The organism is Bacillus sp. FSL M7-0791 (genome assembly GCF_038627085.1).
Lineage (GTDB): Bacteria > Bacillota > Bacilli > Bacillales > Bacillaceae > Bacillus > Bacillus safensis.
In genome coordinates this window covers 2,080,041-2,100,706 of record NZ_CP152022.1, presented here as the reverse complement: position 1 = coordinate 2,100,706, position 20,666 = coordinate 2,080,041, and the positions used below count along the sequence as shown (strand labels likewise).

At 41.1% G+C, this 20,666-nt stretch carries 24 protein-coding genes, 1 pseudogene and 1 riboswitch; of the genes and pseudogenes, 21 read left to right on the top strand and 4 right to left on the bottom strand.

What is annotated here, in order from left to right:
* The first annotated feature begins 5 nt into the window (after positions 1 to 5).
* The 3 genes from MHI08_RS10665 (at position 6) to lysA (ending at position 3,481) form a co-directional block, all read left to right on the top strand.
* Positions 6 to 614 carry a stage V sporulation protein AE gene (locus MHI08_RS10665; RefSeq protein ID WP_024422859.1) on the top strand — a complete coding sequence of 203 codons (609 nt, stop codon included), beginning with the start codon at positions 6 to 8 and terminating at the stop codon, positions 612 to 614.
* Complete coding sequence (locus MHI08_RS10660; protein WP_024428063.1) at positions 559 to 2,040, top strand: spore germination protein; 1,482 nt, start codon at positions 559 to 561, stop codon at positions 2,038 to 2,040. The genes MHI08_RS10665 and MHI08_RS10660 overlap by 56 nt, the downstream gene beginning before the upstream one ends.
* Before the next feature lie 115 nt (positions 2,041 to 2,155).
* Positions 2,156 to 3,481, top strand: a complete 1,326-nt coding sequence (gene lysA / locus MHI08_RS10655; protein WP_056767198.1) for a diaminopimelate decarboxylase — start codon at positions 2,156 to 2,158, stop codon at positions 3,479 to 3,481.
* A 39-nt stretch (positions 3,482 to 3,520) separates the two neighbouring features.
* Here lysA and MHI08_RS10650 read toward each other — a convergent pair whose 3' ends face one another.
* Positions 3,521 to 4,405: a DUF1002 domain-containing protein gene (locus MHI08_RS10650; RefSeq protein WP_024422856.1), complete on the bottom strand. Its 885-nt coding sequence runs from the start codon at positions 4,403 to 4,405 to the stop codon at positions 3,521 to 3,523.
* A gap of 322 nt (positions 4,406 to 4,727) precedes the next feature.
* Between MHI08_RS10650 and MHI08_RS10645 the strand changes: the two genes are divergently transcribed.
* The gene (locus MHI08_RS10645) at positions 4,728 to 5,165 is read left to right on the top strand and encodes a peptidylprolyl isomerase (protein WP_008359679.1); all 438 of its coding nucleotides are present in this window, start codon (positions 4,728 to 4,730) and stop codon (positions 5,163 to 5,165) included.
* A 28-nt stretch (positions 5,166 to 5,193) separates the two neighbouring features.
* Here the strand turns inward: MHI08_RS10645 and MHI08_RS10640 are convergent, their stop codons facing one another.
* Positions 5,194 to 6,447, bottom strand: a complete 1,254-nt coding sequence (locus MHI08_RS10640; protein WP_056767195.1) for an MFS transporter — start codon at positions 6,445 to 6,447, stop codon at positions 5,194 to 5,196.
* Positions 6,448 to 6,719: 272 nt separating this feature from the next.
* On the opposite strand from MHI08_RS10640, the gene MHI08_RS10635 reads away from it, so the two are divergent.
* The 7 genes and pseudogenes from MHI08_RS10635 (at position 6,720) to MHI08_RS10605 (ending at position 11,074) form a co-directional block, all read left to right on the top strand.
* Positions 6,720 to 7,301 (top strand): TetR/AcrR family transcriptional regulator, encoded by a 582-nt coding sequence (locus MHI08_RS10635; protein WP_056767192.1) that lies wholly within the window; start codon positions 6,720 to 6,722, stop codon positions 7,299 to 7,301.
* Between the two features lie 212 nt (positions 7,302 to 7,513).
* Entirely contained in the window at positions 7,514 to 7,750 is a 237-nt protein-coding gene (locus tag MHI08_RS10630; protein ID WP_024422853.1) for a DUF2164 domain-containing protein, read from the top strand.
* A gap of 229 nt (positions 7,751 to 7,979) precedes the next feature.
* The gene (locus tag MHI08_RS10625; protein WP_008344451.1) at positions 7,980 to 8,324 is read left to right on the top strand and encodes a hypothetical protein; all 345 of its coding nucleotides are present in this window, start codon (positions 7,980 to 7,982) and stop codon (positions 8,322 to 8,324) included.
* Between the two features lie 108 nt (positions 8,325 to 8,432).
* Positions 8,433 to 8,574, top strand: a riboswitch (FMN riboswitch).
* A 253-nt stretch (positions 8,575 to 8,827) separates the two neighbouring features.
* Positions 8,828 to 9,478, top strand: a complete 651-nt coding sequence (ribE, locus tag MHI08_RS10620; protein WP_056767189.1) for a riboflavin synthase — start codon at positions 8,828 to 8,830, stop codon at positions 9,476 to 9,478.
* Between the two features lie 11 nt (positions 9,479 to 9,489).
* Positions 9,490 to 10,068, top strand: a pseudogene (gene ribB / locus MHI08_RS10615) (3,4-dihydroxy-2-butanone-4-phosphate synthase); the annotation flags it as partial.
* A 74-nt stretch (positions 10,069 to 10,142) separates the two neighbouring features.
* Positions 10,143 to 10,607, top strand: coding sequence for a 6,7-dimethyl-8-ribityllumazine synthase (ribE, locus tag MHI08_RS10610; protein ID WP_029706184.1), 465 nt, complete (start codon positions 10,143 to 10,145; stop codon positions 10,605 to 10,607).
* A 113-nt stretch (positions 10,608 to 10,720) separates the two neighbouring features.
* The gene (locus tag MHI08_RS10605) at positions 10,721 to 11,074 is read left to right on the top strand and encodes a GNAT family N-acetyltransferase (RefSeq protein WP_024422850.1); all 354 of its coding nucleotides are present in this window, start codon (positions 10,721 to 10,723) and stop codon (positions 11,072 to 11,074) included.
* Positions 11,075 to 11,098: 24 nt separating this feature from the next.
* Here MHI08_RS10605 and MHI08_RS10600 read toward each other — a convergent pair whose 3' ends face one another.
* Positions 11,099 to 11,623 carry a DUF309 domain-containing protein gene (locus MHI08_RS10600; RefSeq protein WP_342499616.1) on the bottom strand — a complete coding sequence of 175 codons (525 nt, stop codon included), beginning with the start codon at positions 11,621 to 11,623 and terminating at the stop codon, positions 11,099 to 11,101.
* 90 nt (positions 11,624 to 11,713) lie between these two features.
* Positions 11,714 to 11,806 carry a YjcZ family sporulation protein gene (locus MHI08_RS10595; RefSeq protein WP_012010430.1) on the bottom strand — a complete coding sequence of 31 codons (93 nt, stop codon included), beginning with the start codon at positions 11,804 to 11,806 and terminating at the stop codon, positions 11,714 to 11,716.
* A gap of 209 nt (positions 11,807 to 12,015) precedes the next feature.
* Here MHI08_RS10595 and MHI08_RS10590 point away from each other — a divergent pair, with 209 nt between their 5' ends.
* The 10 genes from MHI08_RS10590 to ccsB all read left to right on the top strand — a co-directional run bounded on the left by MHI08_RS10590 (position 12,016) and on the right by ccsB (position 20,665).
* Positions 12,016 to 12,774 (top strand): segregation/condensation protein A, encoded by a 759-nt coding sequence (locus MHI08_RS10590; RefSeq protein ID WP_024422848.1) that lies wholly within the window; start codon positions 12,016 to 12,018, stop codon positions 12,772 to 12,774.
* Positions 12,764 to 13,357, top strand: coding sequence for an SMC-Scp complex subunit ScpB (gene scpB / locus MHI08_RS10585; RefSeq protein WP_056767184.1), 594 nt, complete (start codon positions 12,764 to 12,766; stop codon positions 13,355 to 13,357). Before MHI08_RS10590 ends, scpB begins: the two co-directional genes overlap by 11 nt.
* A 113-nt stretch (positions 13,358 to 13,470) precedes the next feature.
* Positions 13,471 to 13,950, top strand: coding sequence for a YpuI family protein (locus MHI08_RS10580; RefSeq protein ID WP_024422846.1), 480 nt, complete (start codon positions 13,471 to 13,473; stop codon positions 13,948 to 13,950).
* Between the two features lie 113 nt (positions 13,951 to 14,063).
* Positions 14,064 to 15,215, top strand: coding sequence for a D-alanyl-D-alanine carboxypeptidase family protein (locus MHI08_RS10575; protein ID WP_039179629.1), 1,152 nt, complete (start codon positions 14,064 to 14,066; stop codon positions 15,213 to 15,215).
* Complete coding sequence (locus tag MHI08_RS10570) at positions 15,203 to 15,790, top strand: nucleoside recognition domain-containing protein (RefSeq protein WP_056767181.1); 588 nt, start codon at positions 15,203 to 15,205, stop codon at positions 15,788 to 15,790. The genes MHI08_RS10575 and MHI08_RS10570 overlap by 13 nt, the downstream gene beginning before the upstream one ends.
* Before the next feature lie 4 nt (positions 15,791 to 15,794).
* On the top strand, positions 15,795 to 16,331 hold the full coding sequence (locus MHI08_RS10565) for a spore maturation protein (protein WP_024422843.1): 537 nt from the start codon (positions 15,795 to 15,797) through the stop codon (positions 16,329 to 16,331).
* A 135-nt stretch (positions 16,332 to 16,466) separates the two neighbouring features.
* Positions 16,467 to 17,201 (top strand): 23S rRNA pseudouridine(2605) synthase RluB, encoded by a 735-nt coding sequence (gene rluB / locus MHI08_RS10560; RefSeq protein WP_024422842.1) that lies wholly within the window; start codon positions 16,467 to 16,469, stop codon positions 17,199 to 17,201.
* Between the two features lie 90 nt (positions 17,202 to 17,291).
* On the top strand, positions 17,292 to 17,822 hold the full coding sequence (locus MHI08_RS10555) for a thiol-disulfide oxidoreductase ResA (RefSeq protein ID WP_024422841.1): 531 nt from the start codon (positions 17,292 to 17,294) through the stop codon (positions 17,820 to 17,822).
* 1 nt (position 17,823) lies between these two features.
* The gene (locus tag MHI08_RS10550) at positions 17,824 to 19,503 is read left to right on the top strand and encodes a cytochrome c biogenesis protein ResB (RefSeq protein ID WP_024422840.1); all 1,680 of its coding nucleotides are present in this window, start codon (positions 17,824 to 17,826) and stop codon (positions 19,501 to 19,503) included.
* Positions 19,487 to 20,665, top strand: a complete 1,179-nt coding sequence (ccsB, locus tag MHI08_RS10545) for a c-type cytochrome biogenesis protein CcsB (RefSeq protein WP_024428071.1) — start codon at positions 19,487 to 19,489, stop codon at positions 20,663 to 20,665. The genes MHI08_RS10550 and ccsB overlap by 17 nt, the downstream gene beginning before the upstream one ends.
* Position 20,666 lies beyond the last annotated feature (1 nt).

Genomic DNA, 20,666 nt, shown 5'->3' with positions numbered 1-20,666 from the left:
CGAATATGGGGCAAAGACGGAAAGTCATTTTAGTGACAGACGGAGATATATATGCTGCCAAAACCATTGAGCTTGCCGCTAAAAACGTTGGCGGACGATGTATTTCCAGCTCAAAAGGAAATCCAAGCAAACGGACAGGACCTGAACTTGTTCAGATGATTTTAAAAACGCCGTATGATCCAGTCTTTGTGATGTTCGATGATTCTGGACTGACAGGTGAAGGAACAGGCGAGACAGCGATGAAACATGTGGCGCGCCACCCTGAAATCGAAGTCATTGGAGCGATTGCAGTGGCATCCAAAACGCACCAAGCCGAATGGACAAAGGTCCATGTCTCCATTGACAGGGAAGGTGAACTGACAGAATACGGTGTCGACAAACACGGTCTTCCCGAAATGGAGCCCCATAAAATGAGCGGTGATACAGTGTATTGTCTTGACTCCCTCAATCTTCCGTTAGTTGTCGGGATTGGAGATATTGGCAAGATGGGACGGAAAGATGATCTGAGCAAGGGATCTCCAATCACGATGAAAGCAGTGGAATTAATATTAGAAAGGAGTGGTTTCCATGAAGAAAGACAAGGTAAACGTGTACCGAGACCCGAAGAAAAATGAAGATTACTTCAAGGAAAATGTCGGAATGGGTCTCAGCTTTGACCTTGGTGTTCGGAAAATTTATATACACGATCAGGAAATCCAGCTTTACTATGTAAACGGATTGTGTGATACACAGTATATTATCTACTTATTAAAAGAGCTAATCGAAATCAATGACAACGAACCTGAATCCGATGATCTTGCACATGTAGTCGAGAACCGCCTCGTCAATCAGCAGGTCTCCAAGGTAGAAACGCTGGATGAAGCAGTGGATCAAGTACTGTCTGGGCTTGTAGCAGTCGTTGTAGAAGGTGAAAACTACGCCTTTATCATTGATGTTAGAAGCTATCCTGGCAGAATGCCTGAAGAGCCGGATACAGAAAAGGTGGTCAGGGGAGCAAGGGACGGCTTTGTTGAGAACATTATTGTGAATACAGCACTTATTCGAAGAAGAGTGCGGGATGAAAAGCTGAGATACAAAATGCTCAAAGTAGGCGAACGTTCAAAAGCGGATGTTTGTGTTTGCTATATTGAAGATATTGCAGACCCTGACTTAGTAGATATTATAGAAAAAGAAGTATCAGGAATCAAAGTCGATGGGCTGACGATGTCTGATAAAACGATTGAAGAATTTATAATTAAGCAAGGATATAATCCCTTTCCGCTAGTGCGTTACACCGAGCGTCCGGATGTCGCCGCTAACCACATATTAGAAGGGCATGTCATCATCATTACGGATACATCCCCTAGTGTCATCATTACACCAACCACTATTTTTCACCACGTTCAGCATGCAGAAGAATACCGCCAGGCGCCTGCCGTTGGTACGTTCCTAAGATGGGTACGCTTTTTAGGCATTTTATGTTCTACCTTTCTTTTGCCGATTTGGTTTCTTTTTATTCTCGAACCAAATCTCCTGCCTGACAATTTAAGCTATATTGGGTTTAACAAACCTTCTCATATCCCTGTCATTCTCCAAGTATTTCTTGCTGATTTTGGGGTGGAATTTTTAAGGATGGCAGCCATTCATACGCCAACCGCATTATCGACCGCCATGGGGTTGATCGCGGCTGTTTTAATTGGACAAATCGCTATTGATGTCGGTTTATTTACACCAGAGGTCATCTTATACGTCTCGCTGGCAGCGATCGGTACCTTTACAACGCCAAGCTATGAGCTGAGTGTCGCCAATAAGATTGTAAGGCTCATCATCCTAGCACTAGTGGCAATCTTTAAGCTGAATGGACTCATCATTGGTTTTACGTTGTTAATCATTTATTTAACATCCATTCGTTCATTACAGACGCCTTATATGTGGCCATTCATTCCTTTCAATGGAAAGGCTTTGTGGCAAGTGCTGATTCGGACGTCTGTTCCTGGCTCAAAAGTAAGGCCGAGCATCGTTCACCCTCAAAACAGATCAAAAATTCCGCCAAATTCTTAACGCTCATTGAAAGTGGCTGAAGATTGTGATATTGTATTTTTAACTTTGAGACACGGCAAAAGGCAGCTCACGCAGCTGCCTTTTTTCAGCCGAAGCGGAGAAAGAGGGAATGACATTGTATTTACACGGCACTTGCAGACAAAATGAACTCGGTCATTTAGAAATTGGTGGTGTTGATGCTGTTTCTTTAGCTGAAACGTATGGGACACCACTTTATGTATATGATGTGGCTTTAATACGGGAGCGCGCAAAAAGCTTTCAAAAAGCATTTATAGAAGAAGAATTAACGGCACAGGTAGCATATGCGAGTAAAGCATTTTCCTCCATCGCCATGTTTCAGCTTGCCAAAGAAGAAGGATTATCTCTTGATGTCGTATCAGGCGGTGAGCTTCACACAGCCATTTGCGCTGGATTCCCAGTAGAAAAAATTCATTTCCATGGCAATAATAAAAGCAGAGAAGAATTAAAAATGGCTTTAGAGCACGGGATCGGCTGTATTGTTGTGGATAATTTTTATGAAATGAAGCTCATTGAACAGCTTGGTCAAGAGCTGTCAAAAAAAGTGAAAGTATTGCTCCGCATCACGCCTGGTGTCGAAGCGCATACGCATGATTACATTACGACAGGTCAAGAGGATTCAAAATTTGGCTTTGATCTTCACAATGGACAAGCAGATGAAGCGGTGAAACAAGTGCTTGGGTCAGAAGTGATCGAGCTTTTAGGTGTTCATTGTCATATTGGTTCACAAATTTTTGATACGGCTGGTTTTGTCCTTGCAGCCGATAAAATCTTTTTGAAGCTGGATGAATGGAGAGAATCATTTGGTTTTATTTCTACAGTATTAAACTTAGGCGGCGGCTTTGGGATTCGTTATACAGAAGAGGATGAACCACTTCCTGCGACAGAATATGTCGAAAAAATTATCCAAGCTGTGAAAGAGAACGTGGCCCGCTACGAGTTCGATATGCCAGAGATTTGGATAGAACCAGGCCGTTCCCTTGTAGGAGATGCAGGGACGACTCTTTATACGATCGGATCATCAAAACATGTACCTGGCATCCGTGATTATGTTGCAGTAGATGGTGGAATGAGTGACAACATTCGTCCAGCTTTATATCAAGCGAAATATGAAGCGGCAAGTGCCAACAAAATGAGCCAAACGCATGATCAAACGGTTTCAATTGCTGGTAAATGCTGTGAAAGCGGAGATATGCTCATTTGGGATATCGATCTGCCAGAATTATCACAAGGGGATTTATTAGCTGTCTTTTGTACCGGAGCTTACGGCTATAGTATGTCAAACAACTATAACCGTATCCCGCGCCCAGCTGTTGTGTTTGTAGAAGACGGGGAAGCGCAGCTTGTGGTTGAGCGTGAAACATATGAGGACATTGTGAAACTTGATTTACCGTATCAATCAAAAGTGAAATCATCTACTTAAAAAAAGCCGCCTGGTGTTCAGGCAGCTTTTTTTCATGAATTATTTTCCTCCAGTGAATACAGAAACGATCGCATTCCAAATGGAGACAAAGAAATCCCAAATCTTTTGAAGAAGGTTTTTCCCTTCATCCGATTCTATGAATTTAGTAATCTTGTCTTTTGCTTTATCAATTTGAGATCCTACTTGATTCCAATCGATATTGATGTTTTTCATTTTATCAAATAGCGAGACAAGCTGATCTTTTTGATCCTGCGTCAGATTTAAGTTCAAATCAGAAGCAGCCTGATCCACTTTTTCTTCTACTTCTTTTGTGGTTTTAGGGACACCGTTTTTTGCAATGTCATCTTTGATTTTTGCAATAAGGGCAGAAGCGTTATCTTTCCCGATAGAGTCACCCAATTTAGAAGTTGTCACAAGCTCTTCGTTTGCCACCTGCTTCACATCTTCTGGAATGGCTTTGTCGCTTGACACCTCATACGCTTTTAGTAAGCCCGTCAGTGCGGCTGTACCAGATACTTCAAATGGAGCAGTCACGACAACCTTGGCATCTTTGACACCTGCTGTCATTAAAGCATTTAAATACATCTCATCTGTAATGGTCTTGATGTTGTGTGTATCCACAGTCAGGCCAGTACCTGATTTTTCAATGGTGATTGATGAAGATGATAATGCTCTCGTCCCGATAGAAGAACGAGGGATGTATTTTCCTAAATATTCGTGCTCTTCTTTATTGGTTACTTCAATTTTTGTCGCATTTTCAGGTGGATTCAACTCGTCAAGCACCTTCTGGCGATCAGCCGGTGTTAAGTCTTGCCCGAGTGTGACGATGACATCGCCGACAGCTGCATCCGCTAAGCTGACTTTTGGCGCACCAATTAGGAAAAGGAGCGCTGCCATCATACCAAGCATCATTTTTTTAAACATGTTGACCTCCTTCAAGTCGAAAGCGTTCCCCTTTCAAGAGAAACTTTAGCTTTTGAGTACACGTAAAGTAGTGCACTCCATCATATAGACGTAACAAATTGGCTTGACGTTTCAATTTTCTTTTTAAGATGTGTTCCTGTTCCGATAAATGAAGACATGTCATTCAGTCAAATATCATTTTATTAGGAAAAAAGAATCAAGCAACCCTATTTTATCAATCATCAGCTAAGAGGTAAATGACAATCGAAGAGCAGGGGATGTTTAACATCACCGAAAATGTGCTATAATGAGCGTTGTTTAACCTGAAAGGAGAATGTGAAAAATGGCGAAAAAAGGATACATACAATTAACGAATGGAAAGAAAATTGAGTTTGAACTTTACCCAGAGGCTGCTCCAGGTACAGTAGCAAACTTTGAAAAATTAGCGAATGAAGGCTTCTACGATGGATTAAAATTCCACCGCGTGATACCAGGCTTCGTCAGCCAAGGCGGCGACCCAAACGGTAATGGAACGGGTGGTCCTGGTTACACAATTAAATGTGAAACAGAAGGAAATCCACATCAGCACGAAAGAGGTTCATTATCAATGGCACATGCTGGTAAAGACACAGGCGGCAGTCAATTCTTTATCGTACATGACCCGCAGCCGCACTTAAACGGTGTTCACACGGTTTTTGGCAAGGTAACATCTGGTATCGAGGCTGTACTTGATATGGAGCAAGGGCAAGGCATGGAAAAAGTTGAAGTTGTAGATGCTTAATCTAAAACACCGCTTATCGCGGTGTTTTTTATTTTGTTTGTGAGCCTCCTGTGATTTGTTTCGTTAGGCGGTAGGTGATGAACCAATACAAAATGGCTAAAGCGCTGATAGAGGCACCAAAGAGACATACTCCGCCCCAGCCATAGGTCGCGTATATACTGGTTGAAACAATTGAACCGGTCGCACTGCCGATGGAGTAAAAAATCATGTAAGCGGCCGTAAGCCGGCTTCTCGCCTCAGGCCGCACTGTGAAAATCATAGTCTGATTCGTTACGTGTACTGCCTGCACAGATAGGTCAAGAATGATAATGCCAATGACTAATGCAATAAGTGAATGTTCAGTCAAACTGATGAAAAACCATGAAATGAATAATAGGACAAGGGCTATACCAGTTGTGAACTGTCCAAAACCTCGATCAGCAAGGCTGCCAGCCCGAGCAGCCCCTAACGCTCCGGCTGCTCCAGCAAGACCAAATGCGCCAATTGCAGTATGTGAAAGAGAGTATGGCGCAGTACTGAGAGGCAGTACGAGTGAAGTCCATAACGTACCAAAGACGATAAAAATCAGAAGAGCCAAAATCCCACGGATGCGCAGGATTCGTTCTTGTATGAACAATACAAACATTGAACGAAGCAGATGAGCATAGGATAATGACTCTCTTTTGCTGTCATCACGCGGGAGCACTCGGAACAATACGCCAGTTAGGATAAGCATGATGACGGCAGAAACAAGATAAACAGACCTCCAGCCAGCAAAATCGGTTAATACACCAGCAAAGGTTCGAGCGAGAAGAATGCCGGTTACGATTCCACTTTGCACCAAGCCGACTATACGGCCGCGTTCTTCTGGAGCAGCCCAACTTGCTGCAAACGCAACGAGTACCTGAGTGACTACAGCGAGCAGTCCGACCACTGCTAATCCTAGAAATAAGACGGTGACGATAGGAGCGATGCCGACTAGAATGAGGGCAAGCACAGATAAAAGCATCTGACCGATAATGAGCCGTCGTCGATTCAACAGATCACCAAGCGGTACTATCAGTAGCAGCCCCGCCGTATAACAAAGCTGAGTAATCGTAATGATAATACCAATGGATGAATACGTGATACCGAACTCGTCTGCCAGTGAATCTAGTAACGGTTGTGCGAAGTATATGTTTGCAACAGCCATCCCGCACGCTGCTGCAAAAAGTAGTGCCATATAGTGACTCATCTTTGATTCAGGTTTTAATCGAAAATTCATATCAGGATGATCTCTTGGAGTCATTTTATCTTTAACCATTCATTGCATCCTCTCCTTTTTATACTAAAAAGTATAATATATCGATCGGTATAAAATGATTCCTGTTAATGATAACCAATAAAATATTTTAAAGTCAAGAGTTTCATCCAGTTATTCTAAGTTGATCTTGATTAAAGAAAGACAGTTTGACAATTTTACATGAATAAAATAAAATTATAATGTACTGATTGGTAATAAAAAATGATATCCTTACAAATAAATGAATAATTGTTTTGGTGAAATGATTTTATTGTTGAAAAGAGGAATTGAGGATGGTTCGACAGCGTGAGTTTGATGAGGAAAAAGCGTTGGATGATGCAATGGTGCTTTTTTGGGAAAAGGGGTATAGAGCTACAACGTTAAGCGATTTGACTGCAAAAATGGGAATACAGCGGCCAAGCTTATACTCAGCCTTTGGAGATAAAGAGGAGTTATTTGAGGCTGCATTACGTAAATATACAAAGCAGCATGCAGCCCGTATTCGAACAAAACTTCAAAACAATCAATCTGTAAAGAAAGCATTTCATATTTTATTTACAGATGTAGTGGAAGAGGAATATAGAGATGGCCCGAGTAAAGGCTGTTTTTGCATTAATACGATAGTGGAACTTGCTCCACACGAAGAGAAATTTGAAATTCTGACAAGAGAGCATCAGATGTATCTTTCGGTCATATTTGAAGAAAAGATTGTGCAAGGTATTCGCTCGGGTGAGCTTGAAAGCAGCTTGAATGCTAAAGCCTTAGCACAGACACTGGTCGTTTCTTTCATCGGGCTTACCGTCCTCATGAAGTCACGTCCAGAGCGTTCATTTGTAGATCATTCTGTAGCGACGATCCTATCCATTTTAAAATAAAATGGACAACACGCTATGACAGCTTCCATGAAAAAATCATACAGCATAGTGAAAGCGTATTTGATCCATTACATCAAAATACGCTTTTTCTTATAGGGCAGTCATGCACAGAATGTATTTTTATGATATGATAGGAGAACAAACATTCGTATTCGCGGGGTGCCAGCATATCAGATGCAAATGAAGAAATTGGAAAGAAAGAAGGGGATACTTTGAAACCACTCACAAAAGAAGAGAAAAATCAAATGACGATGGCCATTCAGCGTTATTTTGCTGAAGAACGAGAAGAAGAGATTGGTGAATTAGCAGCCATTAATATACTAGAATTTATCACAAAAAACCTTGGAAGCTACTACTATAATCAAGGGGTTCGCGACAGCCGCAGCATCGCTGTTCAGCGGTCACAATTGTTAGAGGAAGACTTATTTGCACTCGAAAAAAGAATATAATGAAAAGCTTGCAGTATGGTGTGTTACGAACTAATAAACAGGAAAAAGACCCCCTTAATAAAGAACGCATATTCGTATCATATGTAATGATTAAGAGGTGGAACCAAAGAGCCATCTAAATCGTTATATAAGTAACCATTAATGAAAATCAGCTTTTTTGGTTTTATTTCAATAAAAGAAGGAATAAAACATACAAATAGGCGAAGTGCAGATGATGGAGGTTCTAAATATGGGGAAAATTAAATTAAAAATTGCGATCTTATTTGTTTTACTGCTTTGTTTAGGCGCAGGTTATTTATACATGAATGGCATGAAAATTGAAGATGTGCCAACAGCCATTGGCGAAAGCTTAACAAATAATGATAAAGATTATACCATCTATGAATATACCATTACGAAAATTGATGGAGATGAATATTACGGTCAAGCGAAGAATGGCACAAAAATCATTTTTAATGGTAAGAAATTTGAAGATGATGTGGCTGATCTGAAAAAAGGCGATCGTATTAAAGCCTACTTTAGTAATGAAAAAAGAATAGATGGACTGATAAAAGTAGTAAAAGTCGTTAATTAACATGTCTCCTTTCCTATAAGGAGGCTTTTTTTGTGTGAAGAAATCTTGATTGTTGCATTTGACAACAAGGATCGCTATAATAGCCCCTAAGGACAGCTAAATATCGATTGTATCCTTCGGGGCAGGGTGAAAATCCCGACCGACGGTAATAAAGCAAATGCTTTACAGCCCGTGACCCGTTAATTTATTAACGGTTGATTCAGTGAAAAGCTGAAGCCGACAGTGAAAGTCTGGATGGGAGAAGGATAAAGAAAGCTATGAACGAAAAATATTTGTTGATCATAGTCTTATTTCTGATGCAAAAAAACCACAGCCCCGGAATTTTTTCCGGGGCTTTCTGTATGATTTTGTCGTTAATAGACTGCATGCAGTGTTTATTAGGTGATCCCTCATCTACCTTGTATGGACCATAAAAAGCGACGAAGGTGCTCAATCGATCACATGTCCCTAACATCGCTTTTTTTAAAAGTGAGAAATACAAATGAAACGAAAGGGAGGATCACATGTTTACGGGGATAATTGAAGAAGTTGGCACCGTTCAGTCATTAAGTAAAAAGTCAGCAGATGCCATGGAAATTGTCATTACATGCAGCCGTGTGCTGGAAGATGTTCAACTCGGAGACAGTATCGCCATTAATGGAGTATGTCTCACAGTCACAAGCTTCACAAAAGAACAGTTCGCGGCAGATGTGATGCCAGAGACGGTCAAAGCGACATCGCTGGATCAGCTGACACAAGGCAGTCCAGTGAATTTAGAGCGAGCCATGTCCTCAAATGGACGATTTGGCGGCCATTTTGTCTCAGGCCATGTTGATGGAACGGCTGTCATTACCCGGATAGAAAAGAAGAGTAATGCCATTTACTATGATTTAAAAATGAACAAAACCCTCACAGATATGCTCACCCAAAAGGGTTCGATCGCAATAGATGGTGTCAGCTTGACCATTTTCGATTTGCGAGATTCACATGTCACAGTTTCTATTATTCCTCACACGCTTGAAGGAACTATTTTCCCGACTAAATCTATGGGGGATATCGTGAATATAGAGTGTGACATGATCGGTAAATACATTTATCGTTTTTTAACAAAAGAGCAGAGCGAAAAACAGCCATCTCGATTGACCCCATCATTTCTAAAAGAGCACGGATTCTAGGAGGCGATTGTATGTATCATTCCGTTGATGAGGCAGTAAATGCCCTAAAACAAGGAGAAATCATTATCGTAGTGGATGATGAAGACAGAGAAAATGAAGGAGACTTTGTGGCACTTGCTGAGTATGCCACACCTAAGGTGATTAACTTCATGGCATTACATGGAAGAGGCCTCATTTGTACGCCAGTCCATGCGTCGATCGCCCAACACCTGAATCTGCATCCAATGGTTGAACATAATACGGATGCACACCATACAGCATTTACAGTAAGCATCGACCATGTGACAACGACGACTGGTATTAGTGCTTTTGAGCGTTCCACGACCATGCTGGCCATGTTAAATAAAGACGCAAAACCAGAAGAGTTTGCCCGTCCAGGACATGTTTTTCCGCTTATTGCAAAAGAGGGCGGCGTACTAGAAAGACCGGGTCATACAGAGGCGGCGGTTGATCTTGCTAAACTGGCAGGCTCAGAGCCAGCGGGTGTCATATGTGAAATTATGAATGCAGATGGATCAATGGCGCGCGTCCCTGAACTAAAGGAGATCCAAAAACAGCATGATTTAAAGATGCTGACAATCGAAGCATTACAGACATATTTAAACAACAATCGAACAGCCGCTATTGAAACAAAATAAAAATCACAAAAAAGGATGATCAACATATGAATACAATACAAGGTCATGTAGTAGCAGAAGGACTAAAATTTGCAATCGTTGTAGCGAGATTCAATGATTTTATTACAAGTAAACTGTTAGATGGAGCAGAAGATACATTACTAAGACACGGAGCAAATGGTGATGATATCGATGTTGTGTGGGTACCAGGCGCTTTTGAAATCCCGTACATGGCAAAAAAATTAGCAGAAACCAAAAAATATGATGCAGTCATCACACTTGGAACCGTGATCAGAGGCGCAACGACTCACTATGATTATGTTTGTAATGAAGCTGCTAAAGGAATTGCTCAGAGTGCTATGTCAACAGGGGTACCGATTATCTTTGGTGTACTCACAACAGAATCGATTGAACAAGCCATTGAAAGAGCTGGTACAAAAGCAGGAAATAAAGGCAGCGAATCGGCTGCAGCTGCTATTGAAATGGCGAATCTCAATCGAACGTTCTCTTAATTTAGTGAAAAAGAGTTTAAAAACGGTATAAAAATGTTTATAATGTGTGATGAGCAAATGAATCATAAGACATTTGCTGGAAATTAGGATAATTTGAATATTGAGGGGTATATATGTTAATTCGTTACAAGAGGTCTTTTGAAAAAATTGCCATGGGACTTCTGTCCTTTATGCCGGGTGAGAAAGACGTCAAACAGCTTCAGCAGACGATGAAGTCATATGAAATGGATGAAGATCGGCAGCTGTTCCTATGGAAAGATGGCGAGGATATTGTAGGTGCTATTGGTGTGTTGAAAACAGACGACCAAGTACAAATTGAGCATATTAGTGTGAATCCATCCCATCGTGATCAAGGAATCGGCAAGGAAATGGTTTTAGCCGTGGAAGAAATATTTAAAACCAAAACACTCATTCCAAATGAATTAACGCAAGGCTTCTTTCATAAGTGTCACAGCGAATCAAATTAAATATCACACATGTAAAAGCAGAGGCTACAGTCCTCTGCTTTTTTTACGTTCAATCTGCTTTTTTCGTTCCAGCAAAACTTCTGTCCGGTCACGGAGTCTATGTTTTTCGATTAAAAATGTATGGGATAAGTTGCTTTCCTGTCCAAAGAGCAGTCCTTTTTTTTGGGCCATTTCTTGGCATAAAGAAAGAAGTGCTTCATCTTTGATTGGCAGCATCACACTTTCATAGGGCATATCTTCATCCATTTTCTTTTTCAGCGTTCTCAGAAGCATCAGAAATGCCTCATCATCTAGACCGAGATTCGATAATACTGAACGGTTTGCTTCTAACAAATGAAGACTGTTAGAAATAAGCCGTTTTGCTCCTTTTCCATTTCCCCGTCTTTGATGATACAAGGCAACAGCGAGCTGAATGAGCCCGACCCAATATTCTTTGCGCTGCTCTGGGGGATCTTCCTTCCAATATTCCTCTAAAATTTCATGACACTCAAAATAATCTCTTGTCGAATGAAATTCGTGTAAAAAAGCCACGTACGCTTCAGGATACACAGCGGTCATCTCCTTTTCCACTCTCAGTCTAACATATCGAAAAGAAAAGAAGAAAGAGCGTCCCTTTAGTGAAAAGGACGCTCTGTTTCTTTAATAAACCCAAGCCGCGCCAACGATGATCAGCAAGATGAAAAGCACGACAATTAGCGCGAATCCTCCGCCGAAGTTATAGCCATCTCCCATAATGATACGGCCTCCTTTTTCATCAGTTCTGATTACAATGGTATTCTATGTATAAATGCCCTTATTGGTATGGGCGGATCCACAGTTTTTCTCGATTTGCCTAAGGCATCATGGCCGAAATTATATTGGACGAGAGCTTTATCCTGTCTTATACTAAAGGTTAGCCGGTGAAACGGTACTTAGAAGACAGTAGAAATGGTGAGAAAAAGATGCTGGAATATCAGGTGAAAATAGATTCGTTCGAGGGTCCTTTGGACTTGCTTTTACATTTAATTAACCGGTTGGAAATTGATATTTATGATATTCCCGTCGCTAAAATTACGGAGCAGTATTTATTATATGTCCACACGATGAGGGAGCTTGAGCTCGATGTTGCGAGTGAATATTTGGTCATGGCTGCAACCCTCCTGAGTATTAAAAGCAGAATGCTTCTTCCGAAACAAGAGGAAGAGCTGTTTGATGAAGACCTGCTCGAAGAGGAAGAAGACCCTCGAGAAGAGCTGATTGGCAAATTGATTGAATACCGCAAGTATAAAAATGCAGCACAAGAACTAAAGGAACGCGAAGAAGAAAGGCAAAATGCCTTTACAAAACCACCGAGTGATTTAAGCGAATTTGCAAAAGAATCAGAAGCGAAGGACACAAATTTACACGTAACGGTGTATGATATGTTAGGTGCGTTCCAAAAGGTATTAAATCGAAAGAAAATAACGAAACCAGCACCATCAAAGATTACAAGACAAGAAATCCCGATTGAAGACAAAATGAATGAGATTATGAACCATTTAAGAAAAACAAAAAAGCGGACCAATTTCATGACTCTATTTCAACATGATCAAAAGGAACACCTTGTCGTGACGTTTCTTGCTGTTCTCGAATTGATGAAAAGTCATCAAATCATGCTAGAGCAGGAAGGGAACTTTGAAGACATTTATATCATAGGGAGTGAAACGATTCATGACGCTTGATATCGTGAATTGGAAAGCCATCTTAGAAGCGCTGCTGTATGCAGCAGGTGACGAAGGCTTAACAAGAAAACAGCTCATGTCTGTTCTTGAAATAGATGAGTCGGTATTACTCGACATTATGTCTTCCGTAAAGGAAGAATATCAAAAACAAGAACGAGGGATTGAGCTCATTGAATATGCAGATTCATATATGCTGCTGACGAAAAAAGAATACAGCATGTATTTAAAAAAATTAGTTGAGACACCATCCAAGGGTTTGTCGCAGGCAGCGCTGGAGGTGCTTGCCATTGTTTCTTATAAACAGCCGATTACACGCAGTGAGGTAGAGGAGATCAGAGGAGTCAAATCAGAGCGGGTACTTCATAGTTTAGTAGCCAAAGCGCTGCTCTGTGAAGTAGGACGTGCCGATGGTCCGGGACGAGCGATTCTTTATGGGACAACCCCTACCTTTTTAGAGCAATTTGGCTTAAAAGCTTTAGATGAATTACCGCCGCTTCCAGAGAATGTAGAAGCAGATGGAGTACAAGAAGAGGCCGATCTATTTTTTGAAAACTTCAATCAAACATTTGAAGACATAAAATAGTTCAAAAGAATGAAAAATGTATGATAAAATATAAAAAAGATTTTAGGTCTAAAATCTTTTGATGACAGATAAAATGGTGACAAAGCCATGAGGGGAAGGTAAACACGAAACAAATGGCACATATGAATGTAAAGGCTCAAGTTGATCAAGCAGGCGTCTTTTTATCAAAGGTTGCAATTGAAATGAATGGTTTTCTGAACGAAACCACCTTATCAAGCTTGAAACGATTAAACCCCGAAGCGGAAGCCTATTATTGTGACATATTGAGTACATTACGGAAGCTTGCAGTGTACAGCGAGGATGCAGCAGCAGTTTGCAGGAAAATGGGCCAGCAGCAGACATTCCCGCAGCAAGCCGCACAGCAGATGCTCCACCGTATTTATCATCAATGTATTGAAGAATTTTTCACGCCTAAAAAGGATACATGGTATGAAGACAGCCGTTCGGCCTATACAGGAAAAAGCAGCATTGTTTTTCACCATGAAGTATCCGCTGATATGAAACAATTATTTTCTTCATTAGAAAAAGACTTTTTAGCGATGAGAGAAGAGCTGGAATATACGACTTCTCATCAGCAAGTGAAAATGGTATAAGCAATTTGAAGAAGCGCCTCTATATGTAGAGGCGCTTTTTTTTATGGACGAGGCATCATAACTTTTTCAGCTGAGCATACACTTGTACAAAACGGACAAGGACGTGAATGAACATGCCCTATTTAAAAATTGGAACAGCAGTCCTTCTTCTATTTACACTCTTACTGCCTTTTTCCTCACATGCCAAAGCAGACATTTCATTATCAGTGAGTGCAAGAAGCGCCATTTTAATAGATGGACAGTCAGGCAGAGTCCTATTTGGAAAGGACGAGCACGAAAAAAGAAGAATCGCCAGTATTACAAAAATCATGACGGCTGTATTAGCCATTGAATCAGGAAAAATGAAAGATACCGTCAAAGTATCAAAACGTGCGATTCAGGCGGAGGGTTCATCCATTTATTTAAAGGAAGGGCAGAAGGTGAGCTTAGAAGATTTGACGTACGGGCTCATGCTGCGTTCTGGAAATGATGCAGCTGTTGCCATTGCAGAGCATGTTGGCGGCAGCTTAGAAGGATTTATCTTTATGATGAATCAAAAGGCAGCTGAACTAGGAATGGAGAATACGAATTTTCAAAATCCGCACGGACTCGATGATCATAAAAATCATTATTCATCAGCCTATGACATGGCGATCTTAACAAAATACGCGATGAAACATAAACAATATCAAAAAATTGCCGGTACAACTTTCTATAAAGCGAAGACAATGGAAGGCTATTGGAAAAATAAAAACAAGCTGCTTACCGGTTTATACGAATATTCCACTGGAGGGAAAACAGGATATACAAAGCTTGCAAAACGAACACTTGTCTCCACCGCTGCAAAGGGTGATGCTCAGCTGATCGCTGTGACCATTAATGCACCTGACGACTGGAAGGATCATATTTCTATGTTTGAATATGCATTTGATCACTATAAAACGTATGTGCTTGCTGAAAAAGGAAGGCTTGCTTCGTTAAAAGGGACCTTTTACGAAAAAAAAGCGTTTATCAAGCGTGATGTGGACTATTTTTTAAATGAAGATGAGAAAAAACTTGTCAAAATTGAAACGGAAATGCTCACCCCTAAAAAGAAATGGAAAAAAAACGCCGAAGCCATCCCAGATGTTGTTGGAAAAATGACGATTTTATTAGATGGACAGGTGATTGAGCAATTACCGATTTTTTATGAAAATAAACGAAACCGCATGCCTCAAAAAAGCTTTCAAGAAATGTTTAAGTCTGTCTTTCAGACATCTATAGGCGGATCTTCATGGTCAATCTAATTTGGGTATTTCTCACTGTCATCGGTCTTGTCTATGCGATGTTTAATGGAACGATGCAGGAAGTGAACGAGGCTGTATTTAAAGGCTCAAAAGAAGCGGTTACTATTTCAATTGGTTTGATTAGTGTTCTCGTTTTTTGGCTCGGGCTCATGAAGATTGCCGAAGAGGCAGGGCTGTTAAATTTCTTTAGTAAATTGTGCCGGCCCTTTATTTCAAAGCTATTCCCGGATATTCCGCCTAATCATCCTGCGATGGGATATATTTTATCCAATCTCATGGCGAATTTCTTTGGTCTCGGGAATGCCGCTACACCTCTTGGAATTAAGGCGATGGAGCAGATGAAAGCATTAAACGGCGGAAAAAATGAGGCAAGCCGGTCTATGATTACATTTCTAGCGGTCAACACATCCTCTATCACACTTGTCCCAACAACCATCATTGCAATAAGAATGACCTATGGGGCAGATCAGCCAACAGACATTGTAGGGCCAACCATTTTAGCAACACTCATTTCAGGAATCGGTGCAATTATCATCGATCGTTATTTCCACTATCGCAGAAGCAGGCGGGGGTGATCTTGTGGCATTTATTAACTGGCTGTCACTTGCTTTGATTCCACTGATCATCGCAGGAATTTTGATTGCTGGAACCATTAAAAAGGTACCAACCTATGAAACATTTGTGGAGGGAGGAAAAGAGGGCATTCAAATTGCCTTTTCAATCATTCCCTATTTAGTCGGTATGCTTGTAGCCATTACGATATTTCGTGCATCAGGTGCGCTTGATTTTGTTATGGGACTATTAAAACCAGTCTTTACAGCGATTGGTTTCCCGCCAGAAGTCGTGCCGCTTGCGTTTATTCGCCCGATATCAGGAACGGCTGCACTCGGAATGACATCTGACTTAATAGCGACGTACGGCCCAGATTCTTTTATTGGCCAGCTTGCAGCTGTCATGCAAGGGTCAACAGACACCACCCTTTACATTTTAACGGTCTATTTTGGAGCAGTCGGGATTAAAAAAATGGGAGATGCGCTGAAAGTAGGTTTGCTAGCAGATCTCATTGGTGTCATTGCCTCTGTGATTATCGTCAGTTTGTTATTTAGCGGCGCCTAATCAGGCGCTTTTTTGTATTTCATGGATGGAAAATCGCTTTTTAGCTGAAATTAGACAGACGAAACGCTTAATTTTCCACGAATGCTTGTTTGTTTTAAGTCAAGCAAGTAAGATAGTACATGAGGTGAAAGACAAATGGAACGTTTACAGAAAGTAATTGCACATGCCGGCGTCGCTTCAAGACGAAAGGCTGAAGAATTAATTAAAGAAGGACGAGTTACCGTTAATGGTCAAACAGTGACAGAGCTCGGAGTGAAGGTGGGCTCTTCAGATAAAATTGAAGTCAATGGATTAAAGCTTGAAAGAGAAGAACCGGTTTACTTTATGCTTTATAAACCGCGCGGCGTCATTTCGGCTGCCGAGGATGATAAAGGACGCAAGGTCGTCACAGATTTCTTTGATGATGTCCCGCAGCGCCTTTATCCAATCGGGCGGTTAGATTATGATACGAGCGGTTTGATTTTGATTACAAATGATGGGGAATTTGCCCATAAGCTCATGCACCCGAAATACGAAATTGATAAAACGTATGCAGCGAAGCTAAAAGGCATTCCATCAAAGGAACTGCTTAGAAAGCTAGAAAAAGGGATCATGTTAGATCATAAAAAAACAGCACCTGCTCGTGCGAAAATGCTTTCTATTGATAAACGAAAACAAACTTGTATTGTTCAATTAACCATTCACGAAGGCAGAAACAGACAGGTGCGCCGCATGTTTGAAGCGATTGGACATGATGTGTTAAAGCTAAAAAGGGAGCAGTATTCGTTCCTTCATATTGAAGGTATGAGACCAGGAGACCGCAGAGAATTGTCTCCGCATGAAGTAAAGCGCCTGAGAGCAATTGCCGATCATGGGAAAAGCGCTTTTTAATTTTCACATAAACTTCAAAAAATGAAGAAGCATCAAAAGAAGGAGAATGCTATAATTTACCTGAATGTCTATGGGGAAGGGGTACTTCAGATGAAAAAAAGACGGTTTTTCATACGGACGGGCATTCTCCTCGTGATGCTTGCTGCACTATGTTATACAATGTATAACTCAGTATTTGCCAAACAGGATCGAGTCAAAGAAGGATCTATTGCGCCAAACTTTGTCCTTCAATCTGTCGATGGGGATCGGATTGAGTTAAAGGACTTAAAAGGCAAAGGTGTCTTTCTTAATTTTTGGGGTACATGGTGTGGTCCGTGTAAACAGGAATTTCCTTATATGGCGAATCAATATGAAGTGTTCAAGGATCGCGGTGTGGAAATTGTTGCAGTCAATGTTGCGGAATCCAAGATTGCCGTGAAAAATTTTATGGAGTCCTATGGCGTGAATTTTCCTGTTGCCATGGACAAAGATCGTCAAGTGACAGAGGCATATGATATTACGCCGCTGCCAACCACATTTTTAATCAGTCCTGAAGGCAAGGTAATCAAAGTCATAAAGGGAACGATGACAGAACGTAATGTCTATGAATATATGAATTTGATTAAACCAAAGGGGTCATAGAATGAAAGAGGTAAAGTGCGAGTGTGGACATATTAATCCAATCGGTACTGTTCTATGTGAATCATGCGGGAATCCCATTGCGGCTAAAGAGAAAAACTCTTCAAAGCTGCTTGATATGAGATATGACGGCAGTGCAAGACGCTCGCAAACATACAACAAAACGATTGTTGATAAAGTATGGAACTTTTTTTCTTCCGTTAAAGTGGGTGTGTGGCTGATTGTCATTACACTGCTCGCTTCTTCGCTTGGAACGATTTTTCCGCAGGAGCGATTTATTCCGCCAGGTGCATCTGCTTCCACGTATTATGAAGAGCAATATGGATCGTTTGGCAAGCTGTATTACACACTTGGATTTCATGATCTTTATAATTCTTGGTGGTTTTTAGCTCTTGTCGCATCAATCGGAATCTCCCTTGTCATTTGCAGTCTCGACCGCGTTATTCCTCTTTATCGAGCACTCAAAAACCAAGGGGTTATCAAAAAAGAAGGCTTTATGAGAAGACAGCGTCTGTTTAGCGAGACAGACAAAACATTAGATCAGCATACATATGAAGGCATCATAAGAGCAATGAAACAAAAGCGTTACCGTGTGCGAGAAGAAAATGGGCATATTTTAGCCGAAAAAGGACGTTTTTCACGCTGGGGACCTTACGTCAATCACATTGGACTAATCATCTTTCTCATTGGAGCGATGCTCCGGTTTGTCCCGGGCATGTACGTGGATGAAACGCTTTGGGTCAGAGAAGGGGAAACTGCACCAATTCCAGGTACGGATGGTCAATACTTTTTGAAAAATAATGCGTTTTCAATTGATCGCTATGAAACTGGAAATGAAAAAGAAGTGTTTGAGAATGCCATTGAAAAAGCTGGCGACGGTCAAGTGGTGAAAAGCTATAAAACGGATGCTATTTTATACAAACGTGAAGGAGAAGTTGTATTTGGTGAAAAGCCCAAGCTGAAGCAGGTAACAGAACACGATATCAAAGTGAATGAACCGCTCAAGTTTGACAATTTCTCATTATATCAAGTAGATTTTAAGCAAAATGAACTCGATCAAATGGTCTTTCAGCTGATTCGTAAAGATACAGAAAAATCTTTCGGTACAGTGAAGATTAATCTGCTGGAGCCTAAGTCAGAATATGATCTTGGTAGCGGTTACAAAGTCAAGGTGATGAGCTATCTGCCTGATTTTTATTTTGACGATGATGGAACGCCGAGTACGAAAACAAGGAATCCGAATAATCCTGCTTTCGTGTTTGAAATGATTTCTCCTGAAAAACCTAAAGGTGAAAAAAGCTTTGTCGCCATTCAAGAGACAGTAGAGGGTTCTGATAACAATCTATATAAAATGAAGTTTGATCGGGTTGAAACGAAAAACGTTACAGGGTTAACAGTTAGAAAGGATTTAACACTTGGCGTGCTCATAGTAGGCGGAATCATCTTCATGATTGGTGTCGTGCAGGGGATGTATTGGCAGCATAGAAGAATCTGGCTGTCGGCAAAGGATGGAAAAGTATTGGTGGCAGGACATACAAACAAAAACTGGTTCGGCTTAAAGTCCGATATTGGAGTGTTACTGAACGGCAGTGGCATCAAACAGCCAGTTGATCAAAAAGAACTGCCTGATACAACAAGTATCAGCAAAAGCAAGGGGGAAGGATTAGATGGCGGCAGTCAGTGAAAATCTGTTATTTGCAGCTTTTCTATTTTATTTAGCGGCAGTTCCTTTTTTTGGTGGTGCCATTAAGGGAAAAAAGAAAGAGGAAGGACCGCGCAGGAATAAGGCGGCACTCATTGGCATTACGCTTACCATCATCGGTTTTTTGAGCCAGTTGGGCTATTTTATTTCAAGATGGATCGCATCTGGCCATGCACCAGTCAGTAATTTGTTTGAGTTCACAACGGCTTTTGGCATGATGCTGGTGCTTGCATTCATCATTTTATATTTTGTGTATCAAGTATCTGTACTTGGTTTATTCACACTTCCAATCGCTTTATTGATTATTGCCTATGCAAGTATGTTCCCATCAGATATTTCACCGCTGATTCCTTCACTTCAAAGTAATTGGCTTTATATTCACGTGACAACAGCAGCACTTGGCCAAGCCATTTTAGCCATCAGCTTTGTGGCAGGTGTCATCTTTCTATTAAAGCATGTGGATCAAACAAAGCCAGGGAAGAAGACGTTTGGTTTAGAGCTTGTCATGTTTATGATTGTGGTCACACTTGCATTTATCGCTGTTACGTCTATCTTTAGAATGACAGGATATGAAGCGACATTTAATTGGATCGATAAAAATAAAGAAAAAAGTGAGATGGTCTATGAGCTGCCAGCTCTTGTCGGACCTCATAAAGGGGAGCTTGTGACGGAAGATCGTTTGGAACCGTTTGTCGAGCTGCCGCCTGTTTTTTCAGGTAGAAAGGTCAATACGGTGTTATGGTCATTTGGCGTAGGGCTGATCATATACGGACTCATTCGATTGATCATTCGCAAACGGCTGAGCGCACTGCTTCAACCGCTAGTGAAACAGGTGAACTTAGATTTAGTTGATGAAATTGGGTATAGGGCGGTTTCGATTGGTTTCCCTGTATTTGCGTTAGGCGGGTTGATTTTTGCCATGATCTGGGCGCAAATTGCATGGACTAGGTTTTGGGGCTGGGACCCGAAGGAAGTATGGGCATTGATTACGTTTCTCTTTTATGCTGCCTATCTTCATCTTCGCTTGTCGCGGGGCTGGCATGGTGAAAAGTCCGCATGGCTTGCTGTGATCGGCTTCGCCATTATTATGTTTAATCTCATCTTTGTCAACCTTGTCATTGCGGGGCTTCATTCTTACGCATAAT